At 64.1% G+C, this 13,954-nt stretch carries 13 protein-coding genes; 12 read left to right on the top strand and 1 reads right to left on the bottom strand.

Features of this window, described 5'->3' with window-relative positions:
• Window positions 1-130 precede the first annotated feature (130 nt).
• A complete protein-coding gene (orn, locus tag FPB55_RS23290) occupies window positions 131-673 on the top strand; it encodes an oligoribonuclease (RefSeq protein WP_009681312.1) in 543 nt (180 codons plus the stop codon).
• Between the two features lie 91 nt (window positions 674-764).
• Window positions 765-1,376 carry a trimeric intracellular cation channel family protein gene (locus tag FPB55_RS23285; RefSeq protein WP_003249516.1) on the top strand — a complete coding sequence of 204 codons (612 nt, stop codon included), beginning with the start codon at window positions 765-767 and terminating at the stop codon, window positions 1,374-1,376.
• A 476-nt stretch (window positions 1,377-1,852) separates the two neighbouring features.
• Here the strand turns inward: FPB55_RS23285 and queG are convergent, their stop codons facing one another.
• Complete coding sequence (gene queG / locus FPB55_RS23275; protein WP_054904838.1) at window positions 1,853-2,917, bottom strand: tRNA epoxyqueuosine(34) reductase QueG; 1,065 nt, start codon at window positions 2,915-2,917, stop codon at window positions 1,853-1,855.
• Between the two features lie 65 nt (window positions 2,918-2,982).
• Between queG and FPB55_RS23270 the strand changes: the two genes are divergently transcribed.
• From FPB55_RS23270 to FPB55_RS23225, 10 genes are all read left to right on the top strand, one after another.
• Window positions 2,983-3,843 (top strand): NAD(P)H-hydrate dehydratase, encoded by an 861-nt coding sequence (locus FPB55_RS23270; protein WP_009681310.1) that lies wholly within the window; start codon window positions 2,983-2,985, stop codon window positions 3,841-3,843.
• Window positions 3,831-4,304, top strand: a complete 474-nt coding sequence (gene tsaE, locus FPB55_RS23265; RefSeq protein WP_009681309.1) for a tRNA (adenosine(37)-N6)-threonylcarbamoyltransferase complex ATPase subunit type 1 TsaE — start codon at window positions 3,831-3,833, stop codon at window positions 4,302-4,304. Before FPB55_RS23270 ends, tsaE begins: the two co-directional genes overlap by 13 nt.
• A gap of 11 nt (window positions 4,305-4,315) precedes the next feature.
• A complete protein-coding gene (locus FPB55_RS23260; protein WP_009681308.1) occupies window positions 4,316-5,746 on the top strand; it encodes an N-acetylmuramoyl-L-alanine amidase in 1,431 nt (476 codons plus the stop codon).
• On the top strand, window positions 5,743-7,641 hold the full coding sequence (mutL, locus tag FPB55_RS23255; RefSeq protein ID WP_144189418.1) for a DNA mismatch repair endonuclease MutL: 1,899 nt from the start codon (window positions 5,743-5,745) through the stop codon (window positions 7,639-7,641). The genes FPB55_RS23260 and mutL overlap by 4 nt, the downstream gene beginning before the upstream one ends.
• Before the next feature lies 1 nt (window position 7,642).
• The gene (gene miaA / locus FPB55_RS23250) at window positions 7,643-8,614 is read left to right on the top strand and encodes a tRNA (adenosine(37)-N6)-dimethylallyltransferase MiaA (protein WP_009681306.1); all 972 of its coding nucleotides are present in this window, start codon (window positions 7,643-7,645) and stop codon (window positions 8,612-8,614) included.
• Window positions 8,615-8,708: 94 nt separating this feature from the next.
• On the top strand, window positions 8,709-8,969 hold the full coding sequence (gene hfq / locus FPB55_RS23245) for an RNA chaperone Hfq (protein WP_003258160.1): 261 nt from the start codon (window positions 8,709-8,711) through the stop codon (window positions 8,967-8,969).
• 12 nt (window positions 8,970-8,981) lie between these two features.
• Entirely contained in the window at window positions 8,982-10,283 is a 1,302-nt protein-coding gene (gene hflX / locus FPB55_RS23240; RefSeq protein ID WP_009681305.1) for a ribosome rescue GTPase HflX, read from the top strand.
• Window positions 10,284-10,379: 96 nt separating this feature from the next.
• Window positions 10,380-11,561 carry an FtsH protease activity modulator HflK gene (hflK, locus tag FPB55_RS23235; protein WP_009681304.1) on the top strand — a complete coding sequence of 394 codons (1,182 nt, stop codon included), beginning with the start codon at window positions 10,380-10,382 and terminating at the stop codon, window positions 11,559-11,561.
• Entirely contained in the window at window positions 11,561-12,430 is an 870-nt protein-coding gene (gene hflC, locus FPB55_RS23230; protein ID WP_009681303.1) for a protease modulator HflC, read from the top strand. The genes hflK and hflC overlap by 1 nt, the downstream gene beginning before the upstream one ends.
• A gap of 301 nt (window positions 12,431-12,731) precedes the next feature.
• On the top strand, window positions 12,732-13,919 hold the full coding sequence (locus tag FPB55_RS23225; protein WP_009681302.1) for an ATP phosphoribosyltransferase regulatory subunit: 1,188 nt from the start codon (window positions 12,732-12,734) through the stop codon (window positions 13,917-13,919).
• Window positions 13,920-13,954: the final 35 nt, after the last annotated feature.

The raw sequence follows: 13,954 nt of genomic DNA, 5'->3' as shown, positions 1-13,954 counted from the left end.
GGGTCAGGGCATTGAAAACGGCAGGCAGTTTAGCACGCCAGGCGTTGCACCATTGCCCTTACCTTGTGGCGGTGAATGGGCGTGGCTGGGCCACTAGGCTAATATGACGGGCTATATGAGGAGCTTCTGCATGCAAAACCCACAGAACCTGATCTGGATCGACCTGGAAATGACCGGCCTCGATCCGGACAGCGACGTCATCATCGAAATGGCCACGATTGTCACCGACAGCGAGCTGAACACCCTGGCCGAAGGCCCGGTGATCGCCATCCACCACAGCGATGAAGTACTGGCCCGCATGGACGAGTGGAACACCCGCACCCATGGCGCGTCTGGCCTGACCCAGCGTGTGCGCGACAGCAAGGTCGGCATGGCCGAGGCCGAGGCCCAGACCATTGCTTTCCTCGAACAGTGGGTGCCCAAAGGCAAATCGCCGATCTGCGGCAACAGCATCTGCCAGGACCGTCGCTTCCTCTACCGGCACATGCGCAACCTGGAAAACTACTTCCACTACCGCAACCTGGATGTCTCGACGCTGAAAGAACTGGCAGCCCGCTGGGCGCCGGACGTGCGTGACAGCTTCAAGAAGGGCAATACGCACCTGGCGCTGGACGACATTCGCGAATCGATTGCCGAGTTGCGCCACTACCGCGAGCATTTCATCAAGGTGTGAACCGTTACGGCGCAGATATTCTGGCTGCGCCCCCTTTTGGTGCCTTGGGCAACTGGTTAGACTGCGCGCCTTTCCCGCACGGACCCGCACCATGTTGCTGATGCTCTACCTCATTGCCATCACTGCCGAAGCCATGACCGGTGCGTTGTCTGCCGGGCGTCGCGGCATGGACTGGTTCGGCGTGGTGCTGATCGCCTGTGTTACCGCCCTGGGTGGCGGGTCGGTGCGCGATGTGTTGCTCGGGCACTATCCGCTGACCTGGGTGAAACACCCTGAGTACCTGGTATTGACCAGCTTTGCTGCTCTTTTGACCATTTTCATCGCGCCAATGATGCGCCGCCTGCGCTCGCTGTTCCTGGTGCTAGACGCACTGGGGCTGGTGGCGTTTACCCTGATTGGCTGCATGACGGCGCTGGAAATGGGGCAGGGCATGCTGGTGGCTTCGATCAGCGGGGTGATCACGGGGGTGTTCGGTGGGATCTTGCGCGATATCTTCTGCAACGACATCCCGCTGGTGTTCCGCCGCGAGCTGTACGCCAGCGTGTCGTTCGCCGCGGCGTGGTTCTACCTGGGCTGCGTGTATTTCAAGGTGCCGGCGGAGCAGGCGATGCTGCTGACCCTCTTTGGTGGGTTCCTGGTGCGCTTGCTGGCGATTCGTTTCCATTGGGAAATGCCCAAGTTCCACTACAACGACCAGCAGTAAACCTGCCCCAAGCCCGGCGCGGTCCCTGTAGGAGCGGGCATGCCCGCGAACACCGGCGCAGCCGGTGCCACCCACCGCGTTGCCTGCTTCGCGGGCGCGCCCGCTCCCACCAGCAGTAAACCTGCCCCAGGCCCGGCGCGGTCCCTGTAGGAGCGGGCATGCCCGCGAACACCGGCGCAGCCGGTGCCACCCACCGCGTTGCCTGCTTCGCGGGCGCGCTCCCACCAGCAGTAAACCTGCCCCAGGCCCGGCGCAGTCCCTGTAGGAGCGGGCATGCCCGCGAACACCGGCGCAGCCGGTGCCACCCACCGCGTTGCCTGCTTCGCGGGCGCGCCCGCTCCCACCAGCAGTAAACCTGCCCCAAGTCCGGCGCGGTCCCTGTAGGAGCGGGCATGCCCGCGAACACCGGCGAAGCCGGTGCATCCACCGAGTTGCCTGCTTCGCGGGCGCGCCCGCTCCCACAGTGGGCCGTGTAGCTATTGAATGCCGTGCCGGGCCAGCGCCCACTCGACATGCTCGCGCACCAGCTCCGAGGCATCCTCGCGCCGCGCCTTCAGCGCCTCGATCACCGGTATCGTCGGCGGCGCATTGCCCAAGCCCACCGCCAGGTTGCGCAAGAACCGCTCATAGCCTGCCCGGCGTAGCGGCCCGCCCTCGGTCTTGCGCAGGAAAGTACGCTCATCCCACAGGAACATCTGGGCCAGCTCGGCATTCTCCAACCCATGCCGCGGCTGGAAATCCTGCTCCTGGCTGTGCTTGGCGAAGCGGTTCCACGGGCAGACGATCTGGCAGTCGTCGCAACCGAATACACGGTTACCCATCATCGAGCGCAGTTCGACAGGAATAGGCCCTCTCAGCTCGATGGTCAGGTACGAGATGCAACGCCGCGCGTCCAGCACATAGGGCCCGACGAACGCCTGGGTCGGGCAGATGTCCAGGCACGCCTGGCAACGCCCGCAGTGTTCACTGGTGGTGGCTTCGTCCACCGGCAACGGCAGGTCAACGAACAGTTCGGCCAGGAAGAAATAACTGCCGGCCTTGCGGTTGAGCAGCAGGGTGTTCTTGCCGATCCAGCCCAGCCCGGCCTGCTCGGCCAGGGCCTTCTCCAGCACTGGGGCACTGTCGACGAAGGCGCGGTAGCCGAACGGGCCGATGGCTTGCTGGATACGGTCTGCCAGGAATTGCACGCGCTTGCGCACCAGCTTGTGGTAGTCACGGCCCAGGGCGTAGCGTGACACGTAGGCTTTTTCCGGTTGCGCCAGGCGTTGCGCCATCTGCGTATCGCCGGGCAGGTAGTCCATGCGCAGCGAGACCACGCGTACCGTGCCGGGAATCAGTTGGTCGGGGTGCGCCCGTTTGCTGCCATGGGCACCCAGGTACTCCATTTCGCCCTGGTAACCGGCGTCTAGCCAGCGCTGCAGGTGCTGTTCGTGTTCGCCAAGGTCGACCCCGGCGATGCCGACGTGGGCAAAACCGAGTTCCTGGCCCCATATCTTGATCGATTGGGCCAGTTGGGCGAGGTCAGGTGTAGAGGCAGGCATGGATGGGCAAGGCAATACGGGCTCAGGTGCGTATAATTCTGCCAGACATTGGAGCCTTTGACCCCATGCCGCAGACCAAACACCCTGGCAACACTCTACAACTGCTCAGCAGCGTGACTGTCGCACACCTGCCGGCACGGCACCCGCATGCGCACAAAGGCGACTTCGGCCATGTGCTGGTAGTGGGCGGCGACCTGGGCACCGGTGGCGCTGTGCTGCTCAGCGCCGAAGCCGCCTTGCGCTGCGGCGCCGGCCTGGTCAGCGTGGCGACCCGGCCCGAACATCTACCCGCGAGCCTGGCCCGCCTGCCTGAGGTGATGTGCCTGGGGGTACAGTCGGCCAACCAGTTGGTCGGCGTGCTGGAGCGCGCCACGGTACTGGTGGTGGGCCCTGGCCTTGGGCAGGCTGCCTGGGGCCGGAGCCTGTTGTCGGCAGTGGCGAACGCCGAGCGCCCGCAGGTATGGGACGCCGACGCCCTGAATTTGCTGGCAGGCACCCCATTGGCCCTGCCCAGCGGTAGCATTCTCACCCCTCACCCCGGGGAAGCGGCGCGGCTTCTGGGCATTTCCACCGAAGCGGTGCAGGCCGACCGGCCGGGCGCTGCGCGCAAGCTGGCGCGGCGCTACAACAGTGTGTGCCTGCTCAAAGGGGCAGGTACCCTGGTGGCGCACCCGTCCGGCCAGTTGATGCTGTGCGAGCGCGGGCACCCGGCCATGGCCGGCGCGGGCTTGGGCGATGTGCTGACCGGGGTGCTGGCGGCGTTGCTGGCCCAGGGGCTGGACGCCTGGAGTGCCGGCTGCCTGGGTACCTGGCTTCACGCCTGTGCCGGTGAGCGTCTGGGGGTTGAAGGCAGGGGCCTGGCGGCCAGCGATCTGGCGCCGGTCATTCGAGCGTTGTTGGAGGAGCATTCTGCGTGTGTGGCTTAAATCTGTTTCTGGCCGATGAAGCGGCTACAGTCGACTTTGGTGCAAAAATGGCCGAAGTGACCGGTGGTCGCGGTGTCATTTTCCTGGAAGGCGACCTGGGGGCGGGTAAAACCACGCTCTCGCGTGGCCTGATCCGTGGCCTGGGCCATACTGGTGCAGTGAAAAGCCCGACGTTCACCGTGGTCGAACCCTACGAGATCGGCGCTGTCCGAGCTTTTCACTTCGACCTGTATCGGCTGGTCGATCCGGAGGAGCTGGAGTTCATGGGGATTCGTGACTATTTCGAGGGCGACCCGTTGTGCCTGTTCGAGTGGCCACAAAAGGGTGCGGGCGTTTTGCCAAAGCCCGACCTGACCATTACCATAAGCCCCCAAGCGGGCGGACGCTCGCTGAACCTGTCGCCGCAGGGGGCTCGCGGCGAGGCCTGGTGCGTGGCACTGGCCAAACACTATAAACAGTAAGTGGGGTAGGTATGCGCATACGCGCACTGGTCGCCATCGTTGGGCTGCTGCTGACAACGGTGACCGTTGACGCTCTGGCCGTCACTCAAGTCAAGAGCGTGCGCCTGTGGCGCGCGCCAGACAACACGCGGCTGGTCTTCGACCTGTCTGGCCCCGTGCAGCACAGCGTCTTCACCTTGAGCGCACCGGATCGCCTGGTTATCGACATCAATGGCGCGACCTTGGCGGCGCCATTGAAAGTGGCGACTTCCAACACGCCGATCAGCAGCGTGCGTTCGGCCCAGCGCACGCCGACCGACCTGCGTGTGGTCGTTGACCTGAAGAAGTCGGTCACCCCCAAGAGCTTTACCCTGGCGCCCAATGCCCAGTACGGCAACCGCCTGGTGGTCGACCTGTACGATCAGGAAGCCGATGCCATCGCGGCCACGGCGCCAACCCCACCACCGACCCCAGTGCAAACGCCTGCCACCACGCCAGCGGTCCCGGTCACGCCGACCCAGCCAGCCATCAAGCTGCCGCCGGTACCTAGCGGCAAGCGCGACATCGTCATTGCCATCGACGCCGGTCATGGCGGCGAGGACCCGGGTGCTTCCGGCTCGCGCGGCCAGCATGAAAAAGACATCGTGCTGCAGATCGCCCAGGAGCTGCAGCGCCAGATCAACACGGAAAAGGGCTTCCGCGCCGAACTGACCCGCACCGGTGACTACTTCATTCCGCTGCGCAAACGCACCGAAATCGCCCGCAAGAAGGGCGCCGACCTGTTCGTTTCGATCCACGCCGACGCCGCGCCGTCCAAGGCTGCGTTCGGCGCATCGGTGTTTGCCCTGTCCGACCGTGGCGCTACCTCCGAAACCGCACGCTGGCTGGCAGACACGGAAAACCGTTCCGACCTGATCGGGGGCGCCGGCAACGTCAGCCTCGACGACAAGGACCGCATGCTCGCGGGTGTGCTGCTCGACCTGTCGATGACGGCCACGCTCAGCTCCAGCCTGAATGTCGGGCAGAAAGTGCTGGGCAACATGGGCCGCATCACCTCGCTGCACAAGCAGCGTGTGGAACAGGCTGGCTTCATGGTGCTGAAGTCGCCCGACATTCCGTCGATCCTAGTCGAGACCGGGTTTATCTCCAACGCCAGTGAGGCGGCCAAGCTGGCCAGTCGCAGCCATCAGCAAGCGCTTGCGCGGTCGATTCATACCGGGGTGCGCCAGTTCTTCCAGCAGAACCCGCCGCCTGGCACCTATATCGCCTGGCTGCGTGACACCGGCAAGATTGCCGCCGGCCCACGTGAGCACACGGTGCGCCCAGGCGAAACCCTGGCAATGCTGGCGGTGCGCTACCAGGTCAGTGTGGCCAGCTTGCGCAACACCAACAGCCTGAAGTCCGATGAGCTGAAGGTCGGCCAGCGTCTGGATATCCCTGCCACCACATTGGCTTCGCAATGAGTGGTGGTTCGCGCATCCAGCTGCTCAGCCCGCGGCTGGCCAACCAGATCGCCGCTGGCGAGGTGGTCGAGCGGCCGGCCTCGGTAGCCAAGGAACTGCTGGAGAACAGCCTGGACTCCGGAGCCCGGCGCATCGATGTGGAAGTGGAGCAGGGCGGCGTCAAGCTGCTGAAGGTGCGGGATGATGGCAGCGGTATTTCTGCCGACGACCTGCCGCTGGCGCTGGCCCGTCATGCCACCAGCAAAATCCGTGAGCTGGAAGACCTTGAAGGCGTATTGAGCCTGGGGTTCCGTGGCGAAGCCCTGGCCTCGATCAGCTCGGTGGCGCGCCTGACCCTGACCTCGCGTACTGCCAGTGCCACAGAAGCCTGGCAGGTTGAAACCGAAGGCCGCGACATGCTCCCGCGGGTGCAGCCGGCGGCCCACCCGGTGGGTACTTCGGTCGAAGTGCGTGACCTGTTCTTCAATACCCCGGCGCGGCGCAAGTTCCTCAAGGCCGAGAAAACCGAGTTCGATCACCTGCAGGAGGTCATCCGGCGCCTGGCGTTGGCGCGTTTCGACGTCGGCTTCCACTTGCGCCACAATGGCAAGAGCATCCTCAGCCTGCACGAGGCCCATGATGAAGTGGCGCGTGCGCGGCGGGTGGGTGCCATCTGCGGCCCGGGCTTCATGGAGCAGGCGCTGCCGATCGACGTCGAGCGCAACGGCCTGCGCCTGTGGGGCTGGGTTGGGCTGCCGACCTTCTCGCGCAGCCAGGCCGACCTGCAGTACTTCTTCGTCAACGGCCGTGCGGTGCGCGACAAGCTGGTGGCCCACGCCGTACGCCAGGCCTACCGTGACGTGCTGTTCAACGGCCGGCACCCGACCTTTGTGCTGTTCCTTGAGCTGGAACCCAGCGGCGTCGATGTCAACGTGCACCCGACCAAGCATGAAGTGCGCTTCCGCGAAGGGCGTTCGGTGCACGACTTCCTGTACGGCACCCTGCACCGGGCCCTGGCCGATGTGCGCCCGGAAGACCAACTGGCCGCCCCGGCTGCGGTGCCTGAAGCGATGCGCGCCACTGGCCAGCAGGCCGGTGAGTTCGGCCCGCAGGGGGAAATGCGCCTGGCTTCGCCTGTGCTCGAGCAGCCACGTGCGCCGCAACACACCGCCAGCAACGGCGGTAGTGGTGCCGGTTACCAGTACCAGTACACCCCGCGGCCCTCGCCACCGCTGCCGGCGGCCGAGGCGCAGGCGGTGTACCGCGAGTTTTACAAGCCGCTGGACAATGGCGCCGCCCCGGCAGCCACCCTGCCGGAAAGCCAGGGCGACATTCCGCCGCTGGGTTACGCGCTGGCGCAGCTGAAGGGTATCTACATCCTGGCCGAGAACGCTGTCGGCCTGGTGCTGGTCGATATGCACGCCGCCCACGAGCGCATCATGTACGAGCGCCTGAAGGTAGCCATGGCCAGCGAGGGCCTCAGCGGCCAGCCGCTGCTGGTGCCGGAAACCCTGGCCCTGAGCCAGCGCGAAGCCGACTGCGCCGAAGAGCACGCGCAGTGGTTCCAGCGCCTGGGCTTCGAACTGCAGCGGCTGGGCCCGGAAACCCTGGCCATCCGCCAGATCCCGGCCTTGCTCAAGCAGGCCGAGGCCAACCGCCTGATGCAGGATGTGCTGGCCGACCTGATGGAATACGGCACCAGCGACCGTATTCAGGCCCACCTCAACGAGCTGCTCGGCACCATGGCCTGCCACGGCGCGGTACGCGCCAACCGGCGCCTGGCCATTCCCGAGATGAACGCCCTGCTGCGCGATATGGAAAACACCGAGCGCAGCGGCCAGTGCAACCACGGCCGTCCCACCTGGACCCAGATGGGCCTGGACGACCTGGACAAACTTTTCCTGCGCGGTCGATGAAATGAGCGGCAAGCCCCCAGCGATATTCCTCATGGGTCCGACGGCCGCCGGCAAGACCGACCTGGCCATCGAACTGACCAAAGTGCTGCCGTGCGAGCTGATCAGCGTTGATTCGGCGCTGATCTACCGCGGCATGGACATCGGCTCGGCCAAACCGTCGAAAGCAGTCCTTGCCGCCCACCCGCATCGCTTGATCGACATCCGCGACCCGGCCGAAAGCTACTCGGCCGCGCAGTTTCGCACCGACGCACTGCAGGCCATGGCCGAGATCAGCGGGCGCGGCAAAATCCCGCTGCTGGTCGGCGGTACCATGCTGTATTACAAAGCGTTGGTCGACGGCCTTGCCGACATGCCAGCGGCCGATGCGGGCGTGCGTGCCGAGCTTGAAGCCCAGGCGGCGGCCTTGGGGCTGGGCGAGTTGCACCGCCAACTGGCCGAGGTCGACCCGGTGTCGGCGGCGCGCATTCACCCCAACGACCCGCAGCGGTTGATCCGCGCCCTGGAGGTCTACCGGGTGAGCGGTGAGAGCATGACGGCTCACCGGCAACGTCAATTCGCTGAAAGTCGCGGCGCAGACGCAGGCGCTGGCGGGCATTTGCCCTATACTGTCGCCAGCTTGGCGATTGCTCCTACAGATCGTCACATTTTGCATCAGCGAATTGCGTTACGATTTTCGCAGATGCTGGAACAGGGCTTTATCGACGAGGTCCGATCACTGCGAGCCAGAAGTGACTTGCACGCCGGGTTACCGTCTATACGGGCAGTGGGGTATCGGCAAGTCTGGGATTACCTGGACGGCAAGCTGTCAGAGAGTGAAATGCGTGAACGCGGTATCATCGCGACCCGGCAGCTGGCCAAACGGCAGTTCACCTGGTTGCGTGGCTGGCCTGACGTACACTGGCTAGACAGCCTGGCCTGCGACAATCTGTCCCGCACCTTGAAATACCTGGGGCCCATCTCCATATTGAGCTGAGTCCCTGCTGATTGCCGTCTATTCTTGCGAAGGGGCGGCCTAATTTATCGATTTCATTGATTTTCTATTATTTATCCTTACAGGAGTGCGGCATATGTCAAAAGGGCATTCGCTACAAGACCCTTACCTGAACACTTTGAGAAAAGAGAAGGTCCCGGTTTCCATTTACCTGGTCAACGGCATCAAACTGCAGGGTTCGATCGAGTCGTTCGACCAGTTCGTGGTACTGCTGAAGAACACCGTGAGCCAGATGGTCTACAAGCACGCCATTTCGACCGTGGTGCCAGCCCGTCCGGTTCGCCTGCCAAGCCCGTCCGATTCCGAGCACGGTGACAGCGAGCCAGGCAACGCCTGATAGGAGCCTGCATTGTTCTTTGAGCGCCACGGTGGTGGTGAGCGGGCGTTGCTCGTTCACTTGGAAGGTCAGAACCCTGAGGCGCGCGAAGACCCGCAGGAGTTTCAGGAACTGGCATTGTCGGCCGGTGCCGACATCATTTCGCTGGTCACGGTGACAAGGCATCAGCCTTCCGCCAAATACCTGATTGGCAGTGGCAAGGTCGAAGAGCTGCACGACCTGGTCCATGCCGAACAGGTAGACCTGGTGATTTTCAATCACACCCTCACGCCCAGCCAGGAGCGCAACCTTGAACGTGTGTTCGAGTGTCGTGTGCTCGACCGCACCGGGCTGATCCTCGATATCTTCGCCCAACGGGCGCGTACCCATGAAGGCAAGCTGCAGGTCGAACTGGCCCAGCTGGAGCACATGAGCACGCGGTTGGTGCGTGGCTGGACTCACCTGGAGCGGCAAAAAGGGGGTATCGGCCTGCGCGGCCCGGGTGAAACCCAGCTGGAAACCGACCGGCGCCTGTTGCGCGTGCGCATCCGCCAGATCAAGTCGCGCTTGGAAAAGGTCCGTAGCCAGCGCGAGCAGGCACGGCGCGGGCGCAAGCGTGCAGACATCCCTTCGGTGTCGCTGGTGGGTTACACCAACGCTGGCAAGTCCACGCTGTTCAACGCCCTGACCGAATCCGAGGTGTACGCCGCGGACCAGCTGTTCGCTACCCTCGACCCGACCTTGCGCCGGCTCGAGCTCAACGACCTTGGCCCGATCGTGCTGGCCGACACCGTGGGCTTCATTCGCCATTTGCCGCACAAGCTGGTCGAGGCATTTCGCGCTACGCTCGAAGAGTCGAGCAACTCCGACCTGTTGCTGCATGTGATCGATGCCCATGAGCCCGAGCGCATGGAACAGATCGAGCAAGTGCTGGCGGTTTTGGGCGAGATTGGCGCCGAAGGCTTGCCGATCCTCGAGGTGTATAACAAACTCGACCTGCTCGAAGATGTCGAGCCGCAGATCCAGCGCAATGCCGATGGCAAGCCGGAACGGGTCTGGGTATCGGCACGCGATGGGCGTGGCCTGGAGCTGGTCGGCCAGGCGATTGCCGAGTTGCTGGGGGAAGATCTGTTTGTCGGTACCCTTTGCCTGGAGCAGCGTTTTGCCCGCTTGCGCGCGCAATTCTTTGCCTTGGGTGCGGTGCAGAGTGAAGAGCATGATGAAGAAGGGCGCAGCCTGCTGAGCGTGCGACTGCCCATGGTCGAACTGAATCGCCTGGTCAGCCGCGAAGGCATGGAGCCGCAAGTGTTTGTCGAGCAACACACTTTGCAATAAATGCCCGTCGAGGTCGCCGGGCAGCAGTGACAGGCATTCTGTAGCATTGGACGGCGCGCCGTGGGCGCGTCTTTGCTTTATCAGATGGAGAGCGCTATGGCTTGGAACGAGCCGGGTGGCAACTCGAACAATCAGGATCCCTGGGGCGGCCGCCGTGGTGGCGGTGGCGGCGGTGGTGACAAGAAAGGTCCGCCGGATCTGGACGAGGCCTTCCGCAAACTGCAGGACAGCCTCAATGGCATGTTCGGCGGCAAGAAGAAACGTGGCGGCGGTGACCGCAACATCGGCAAGGGCGGTGGCTTCGGTCTGCTGGGCATCGGCCTGGCGGTGCTGGCTGCCATCTGGCTGTACAACGCCGTGTATGTGGTCGACGAGCAGGAGCAGGCCGTGGTGCTGCGCTTCGGCAAGTACTATGAAACGGTCGGTCCCGGCCTGAACATCTACTTCCCGCCAATTGATCGCAAGTACATGGAGAACGTCACGCGTGAGCGTGCCTACACCAAGCAGGGCCAGATGCTGACCGAAGACGAGAACATCGTCGAGGTGCCGCTGACCGTGCAGTACAAGATCAGCAACCTGCAGGACTTCGTGCTCAACGTCGACCAGCCTGAGGTGAGCTTGCAGCACGCCACCGACAGTGCCTTGCGCCACGTGGTGGGTTCCACCTCGATGGACCAGGTACTGACTGAAGGCCGTGAGCAGATGGCCGTGGATATCCGCGAGCGCCTGCAGCGCTTCCTCGACAACTACCGCACGGGTATCACCGTTACCCAGGTCAACGTACAGAGCGCGGCAGCCCCGCGTGAAGTGCAGGAAGCCTTCGATGACGTGATCCGTGCCCGTGAAGACGAGCAGCGCGCCCGCAACCAGGCCGAGTCCTATGCCAATGGCGTGGTGCCGGAAGCCCGTGGTCAGGCGCAGCGCATCATCGAAGACGCCAACGGCTACCGCGACGAAGTCATCGCCCGCGCCAAGGGTGAGGCCGATCGCTTCAGCAAGTTGCTCGGCGAGTACCGCAAGGCACCTGACGTGACCCGCCAGCGTCTGTACCTGGAGACCATGCAAGAGGTCTACAGCAATTCGAGCAAGGTCATGGTGGCAACCAAGGATGGGCAGAACAACCTGCTCTACCTGCCGCTGGACAAAATGGTCGAAGGCAGCCGCAACGCGTCCGCGCCAACCACCAGCGTATCGCCATCGGCCAACGATGCGGCCGCGCGTGCGGCGCAGGACATGCAACAGCAACAGCAGCCGCTGCGCACTAGGGAGAGCCGCTGATGAGCAACAGATCGCTGATCGCCCTGATCGCCGCCGTGGTCCTGGCCATCGTGGCCTGGAACAGCTTCTACATCGTGTCCCAGACCGAGCGTGCAGTGCTGCTGCGCTTCGGTAAGGTGGTCCAGGCTGATGTTCAGCCAGGCCTGCACGTGAAGATCCCGTACGTGAACCAGGTACGCAAGTTCGACGCCCGCCTCATGACCCTCGACGCCCCGACCCAGCGGTTCCTGACCCTGGAGAAGAAAGCGGTGATGGTCGACGCCTACGCCAAGTGGCGCGTCAAGGACGCCGAGCGCTTCTATACCGCCACGTCGGGCATGAAGCAGATCGCCGACGAGCGGCTTTCGCGTCGCCTGGAAAGCGGCCTGCGTGACCAGTTCGGTAAACGTACCCTGCACGAGGTGGTTTCCGGTGAACGCGACGCGCTGATGGCTGACATCACCGCATCGCTGAACCGCATGGCCAACAAGGAGCTGGGCATCGAGGTGATCGATGTGCGCGTCAAGGCCATCGACCTGCCGAAGGAAGTCAACCGCAGCGTGTTCGACCGCATGAGTACCGAGCGTGAGCGTGAAGCCCGCGAGCACCGCGCCAAGGGTAACGAGCTGGCCGAAGGTATTCGTGCCGACGCCGACCGCCAGCGCCGTGTGCTGCTGGCCGAAGCGTACCGCGAAGCGGAAGAAACCCGCGGTGACGGCGACGCCCAGGCGGCCGCCATCTATGCCAAGGCCTACACCCAGGACGCGGACTTCTATGCGTTCTACCGTAGCCTGCAGGCGTACCGCGAAAGCTTCTCGAGCAAGAGCGACGTGCTGGTCCTGGATCCGAAGAACGAGTTCTTCCGCTTCCTGGACAAGAGCAAGCCGTAATGCTCAGGCCCTGATTTTCATGCGGCAGCGCTCCGCCTGGCAGCTAAAACACCAGGCGGGGTGCATCCTGAATGAAAAGGGGTGTATCATGAGGCAGCCGGGAAATTTCCCGGCTTTTTTGCGTCTGCAAGGTTGATTGGCACAGCGCCGGTTGACGGTTTGCTCAGCTCGCAAGGCAATTCGAGGGTATCGGGTACGGTGGCTGCGCTGGGATCAGTGCTGCCCGCTGCTGTGCGCGATACCGGCTTTACTGACGGCTCGCCTGCTGGCAAGCCGCCCGGACCAGAGGGGAAATGGCGTAATGGCAACGGTAGACCGCTGGCTGCTGCCAGATGGCATCGAGGAAGTACTGCCACCTGAGGCCGCGCGTATCGAGATCGCGCGCCGCCAGGTGTTGGACCTGTTCCAGGGTTGGGGCTACGAACTGGTCGTCACCCCGCATATCGAGTACCTGGAGTCGCTGCTGACCGGCGCCGGCCAGGACCTGGACCAGCGCACCTTCAAGGTGGTGGACCCGCAGTCCGGCCGCCTGATGGGCTTCCGCGCCGACTTCACCCCGCAGGTGGCCCGTATCGACGCGCACACCTTGCGCCGTGAAGGCCCAAGCCGGTTGTGCTATGCCGGTAGCGTGCTGCACGCCCAACCGCGCGCACTGTCCACCTCGCGCAGCCCGATCCAGCTGGGTGCCGAGTTGTATGGCGATGCCAGCCCTACCAGCGACGTCGAAGTCATCAGCCTGATGCTTGCCACGCTGCAACTGGCTGACGTGCCGGACGTACACATGGACCTTGGCCACGTCGGCATCTACCGCGGCCTGGCCCGGGCGGCCGGCCTGTCCGGAGCAGTGGAGCAGCAGTTGTTCGACGCGCTGCAACGCAAGTCGGTCGATGAGGTGCAAGCCTTGACTGCCGACCTGCCCAAGGACCTGGGCAACATGTTGCGTGCGCTGGTCGAGCTGTGCGGCGGCCGTGAAGTGCTGAACGAAGCGCGCGTGCGCCTGGGGCGCGCCCCGGCCAGCGTGCTGGCCGCGCTGGACGACCTGCTGGCGATCGCGGACCGGCTGGCGTCGCGCTACCCGGAACTGCCGCTGTACTTCGACCTCGGTGAGCTGCGCGGTTACCACTACCACACCGGTGTGGTGTTCGCCGTGTTCGTGCCGGGCGAGGGGCAGTCCATTGCCCAGGGCGGGCGCTATGACGACATCGGCGCCGATTTTGGCCGGGCACGCCCAGCCACAGGTTTCTCCACGGATTTGAAGACCCTGGTCACACTGGGGCGAGCGGAGGTCGTATTGCCAACTGGCGGCATCTGGATGCCCGACAGTGGCGACGCGGCCCTCTGGCAGCAAGTCTGCCAGTTGCGCAGCGAGGGCCAGCGTGTGGTTCAGGCTCTGCCTGGCCAGCCGTTGAGTGCTGCTCTCGAGGCGGATTGTGATCGGCAATTGATTCAGCAAGACGGGCGCTGGCAGGTTCTGCCGCTGGCCCAGTGAGTTTCTGCGTCGGCAACAGGCCGGCAACCAAGTTT

This window comes from Pseudomonas sp. BJP69 (assembly GCF_007633355.1).
In the GTDB taxonomy this organism is placed as follows: Bacteria; Pseudomonadota; Gammaproteobacteria; order Pseudomonadales; family Pseudomonadaceae; genus Aquipseudomonas; species Aquipseudomonas juntendi.
This window is presented reverse-complemented; position numbering and strand designations above follow the sequence as displayed.

Coding starts and splice junctions, on each gene's coding strand:
- hfq (WP_003258160.1), top strand. CDS start 8,709: ATGTCAAAAGGGCATTCGCTACAAGACCCTTACCTGAACACTTTGAGA.
- FPB55_RS23225 (WP_009681302.1), top strand. CDS start 12,732: ATGGCAACGGTAGACCGCTGGCTGCTGCCAGATGGCATCGAGGAAGTA.
- hflC (WP_009681303.1), top strand. CDS start 11,561: ATGAGCAACAGATCGCTGATCGCCCTGATCGCCGCCGTGGTCCTGGCC.
- hflK (WP_009681304.1), top strand. CDS start 10,380: ATGGCTTGGAACGAGCCGGGTGGCAACTCGAACAATCAGGATCCCTGG.
- orn (WP_009681312.1), top strand. CDS start 131: ATGCAAAACCCACAGAACCTGATCTGGATCGACCTGGAAATGACCGGC.
- queG (WP_054904838.1), bottom strand. CDS start 2,917: ATGCCTGCCTCTACACCTGACCTCGCCCAACTGGCCCAATCGATCAAG.
- FPB55_RS23285 (WP_003249516.1), top strand. CDS start 765: ATGTTGCTGATGCTCTACCTCATTGCCATCACTGCCGAAGCCATGACC.
- FPB55_RS23270 (WP_009681310.1), top strand. CDS start 2,983: ATGCCGCAGACCAAACACCCTGGCAACACTCTACAACTGCTCAGCAGC.
- FPB55_RS23260 (WP_009681308.1), top strand. CDS start 4,316: ATGCGCATACGCGCACTGGTCGCCATCGTTGGGCTGCTGCTGACAACG.
- mutL (WP_144189418.1), top strand. CDS start 5,743: ATGAGTGGTGGTTCGCGCATCCAGCTGCTCAGCCCGCGGCTGGCCAAC.
- miaA (WP_009681306.1), top strand. CDS start 7,643: ATGAGCGGCAAGCCCCCAGCGATATTCCTCATGGGTCCGACGGCCGCC.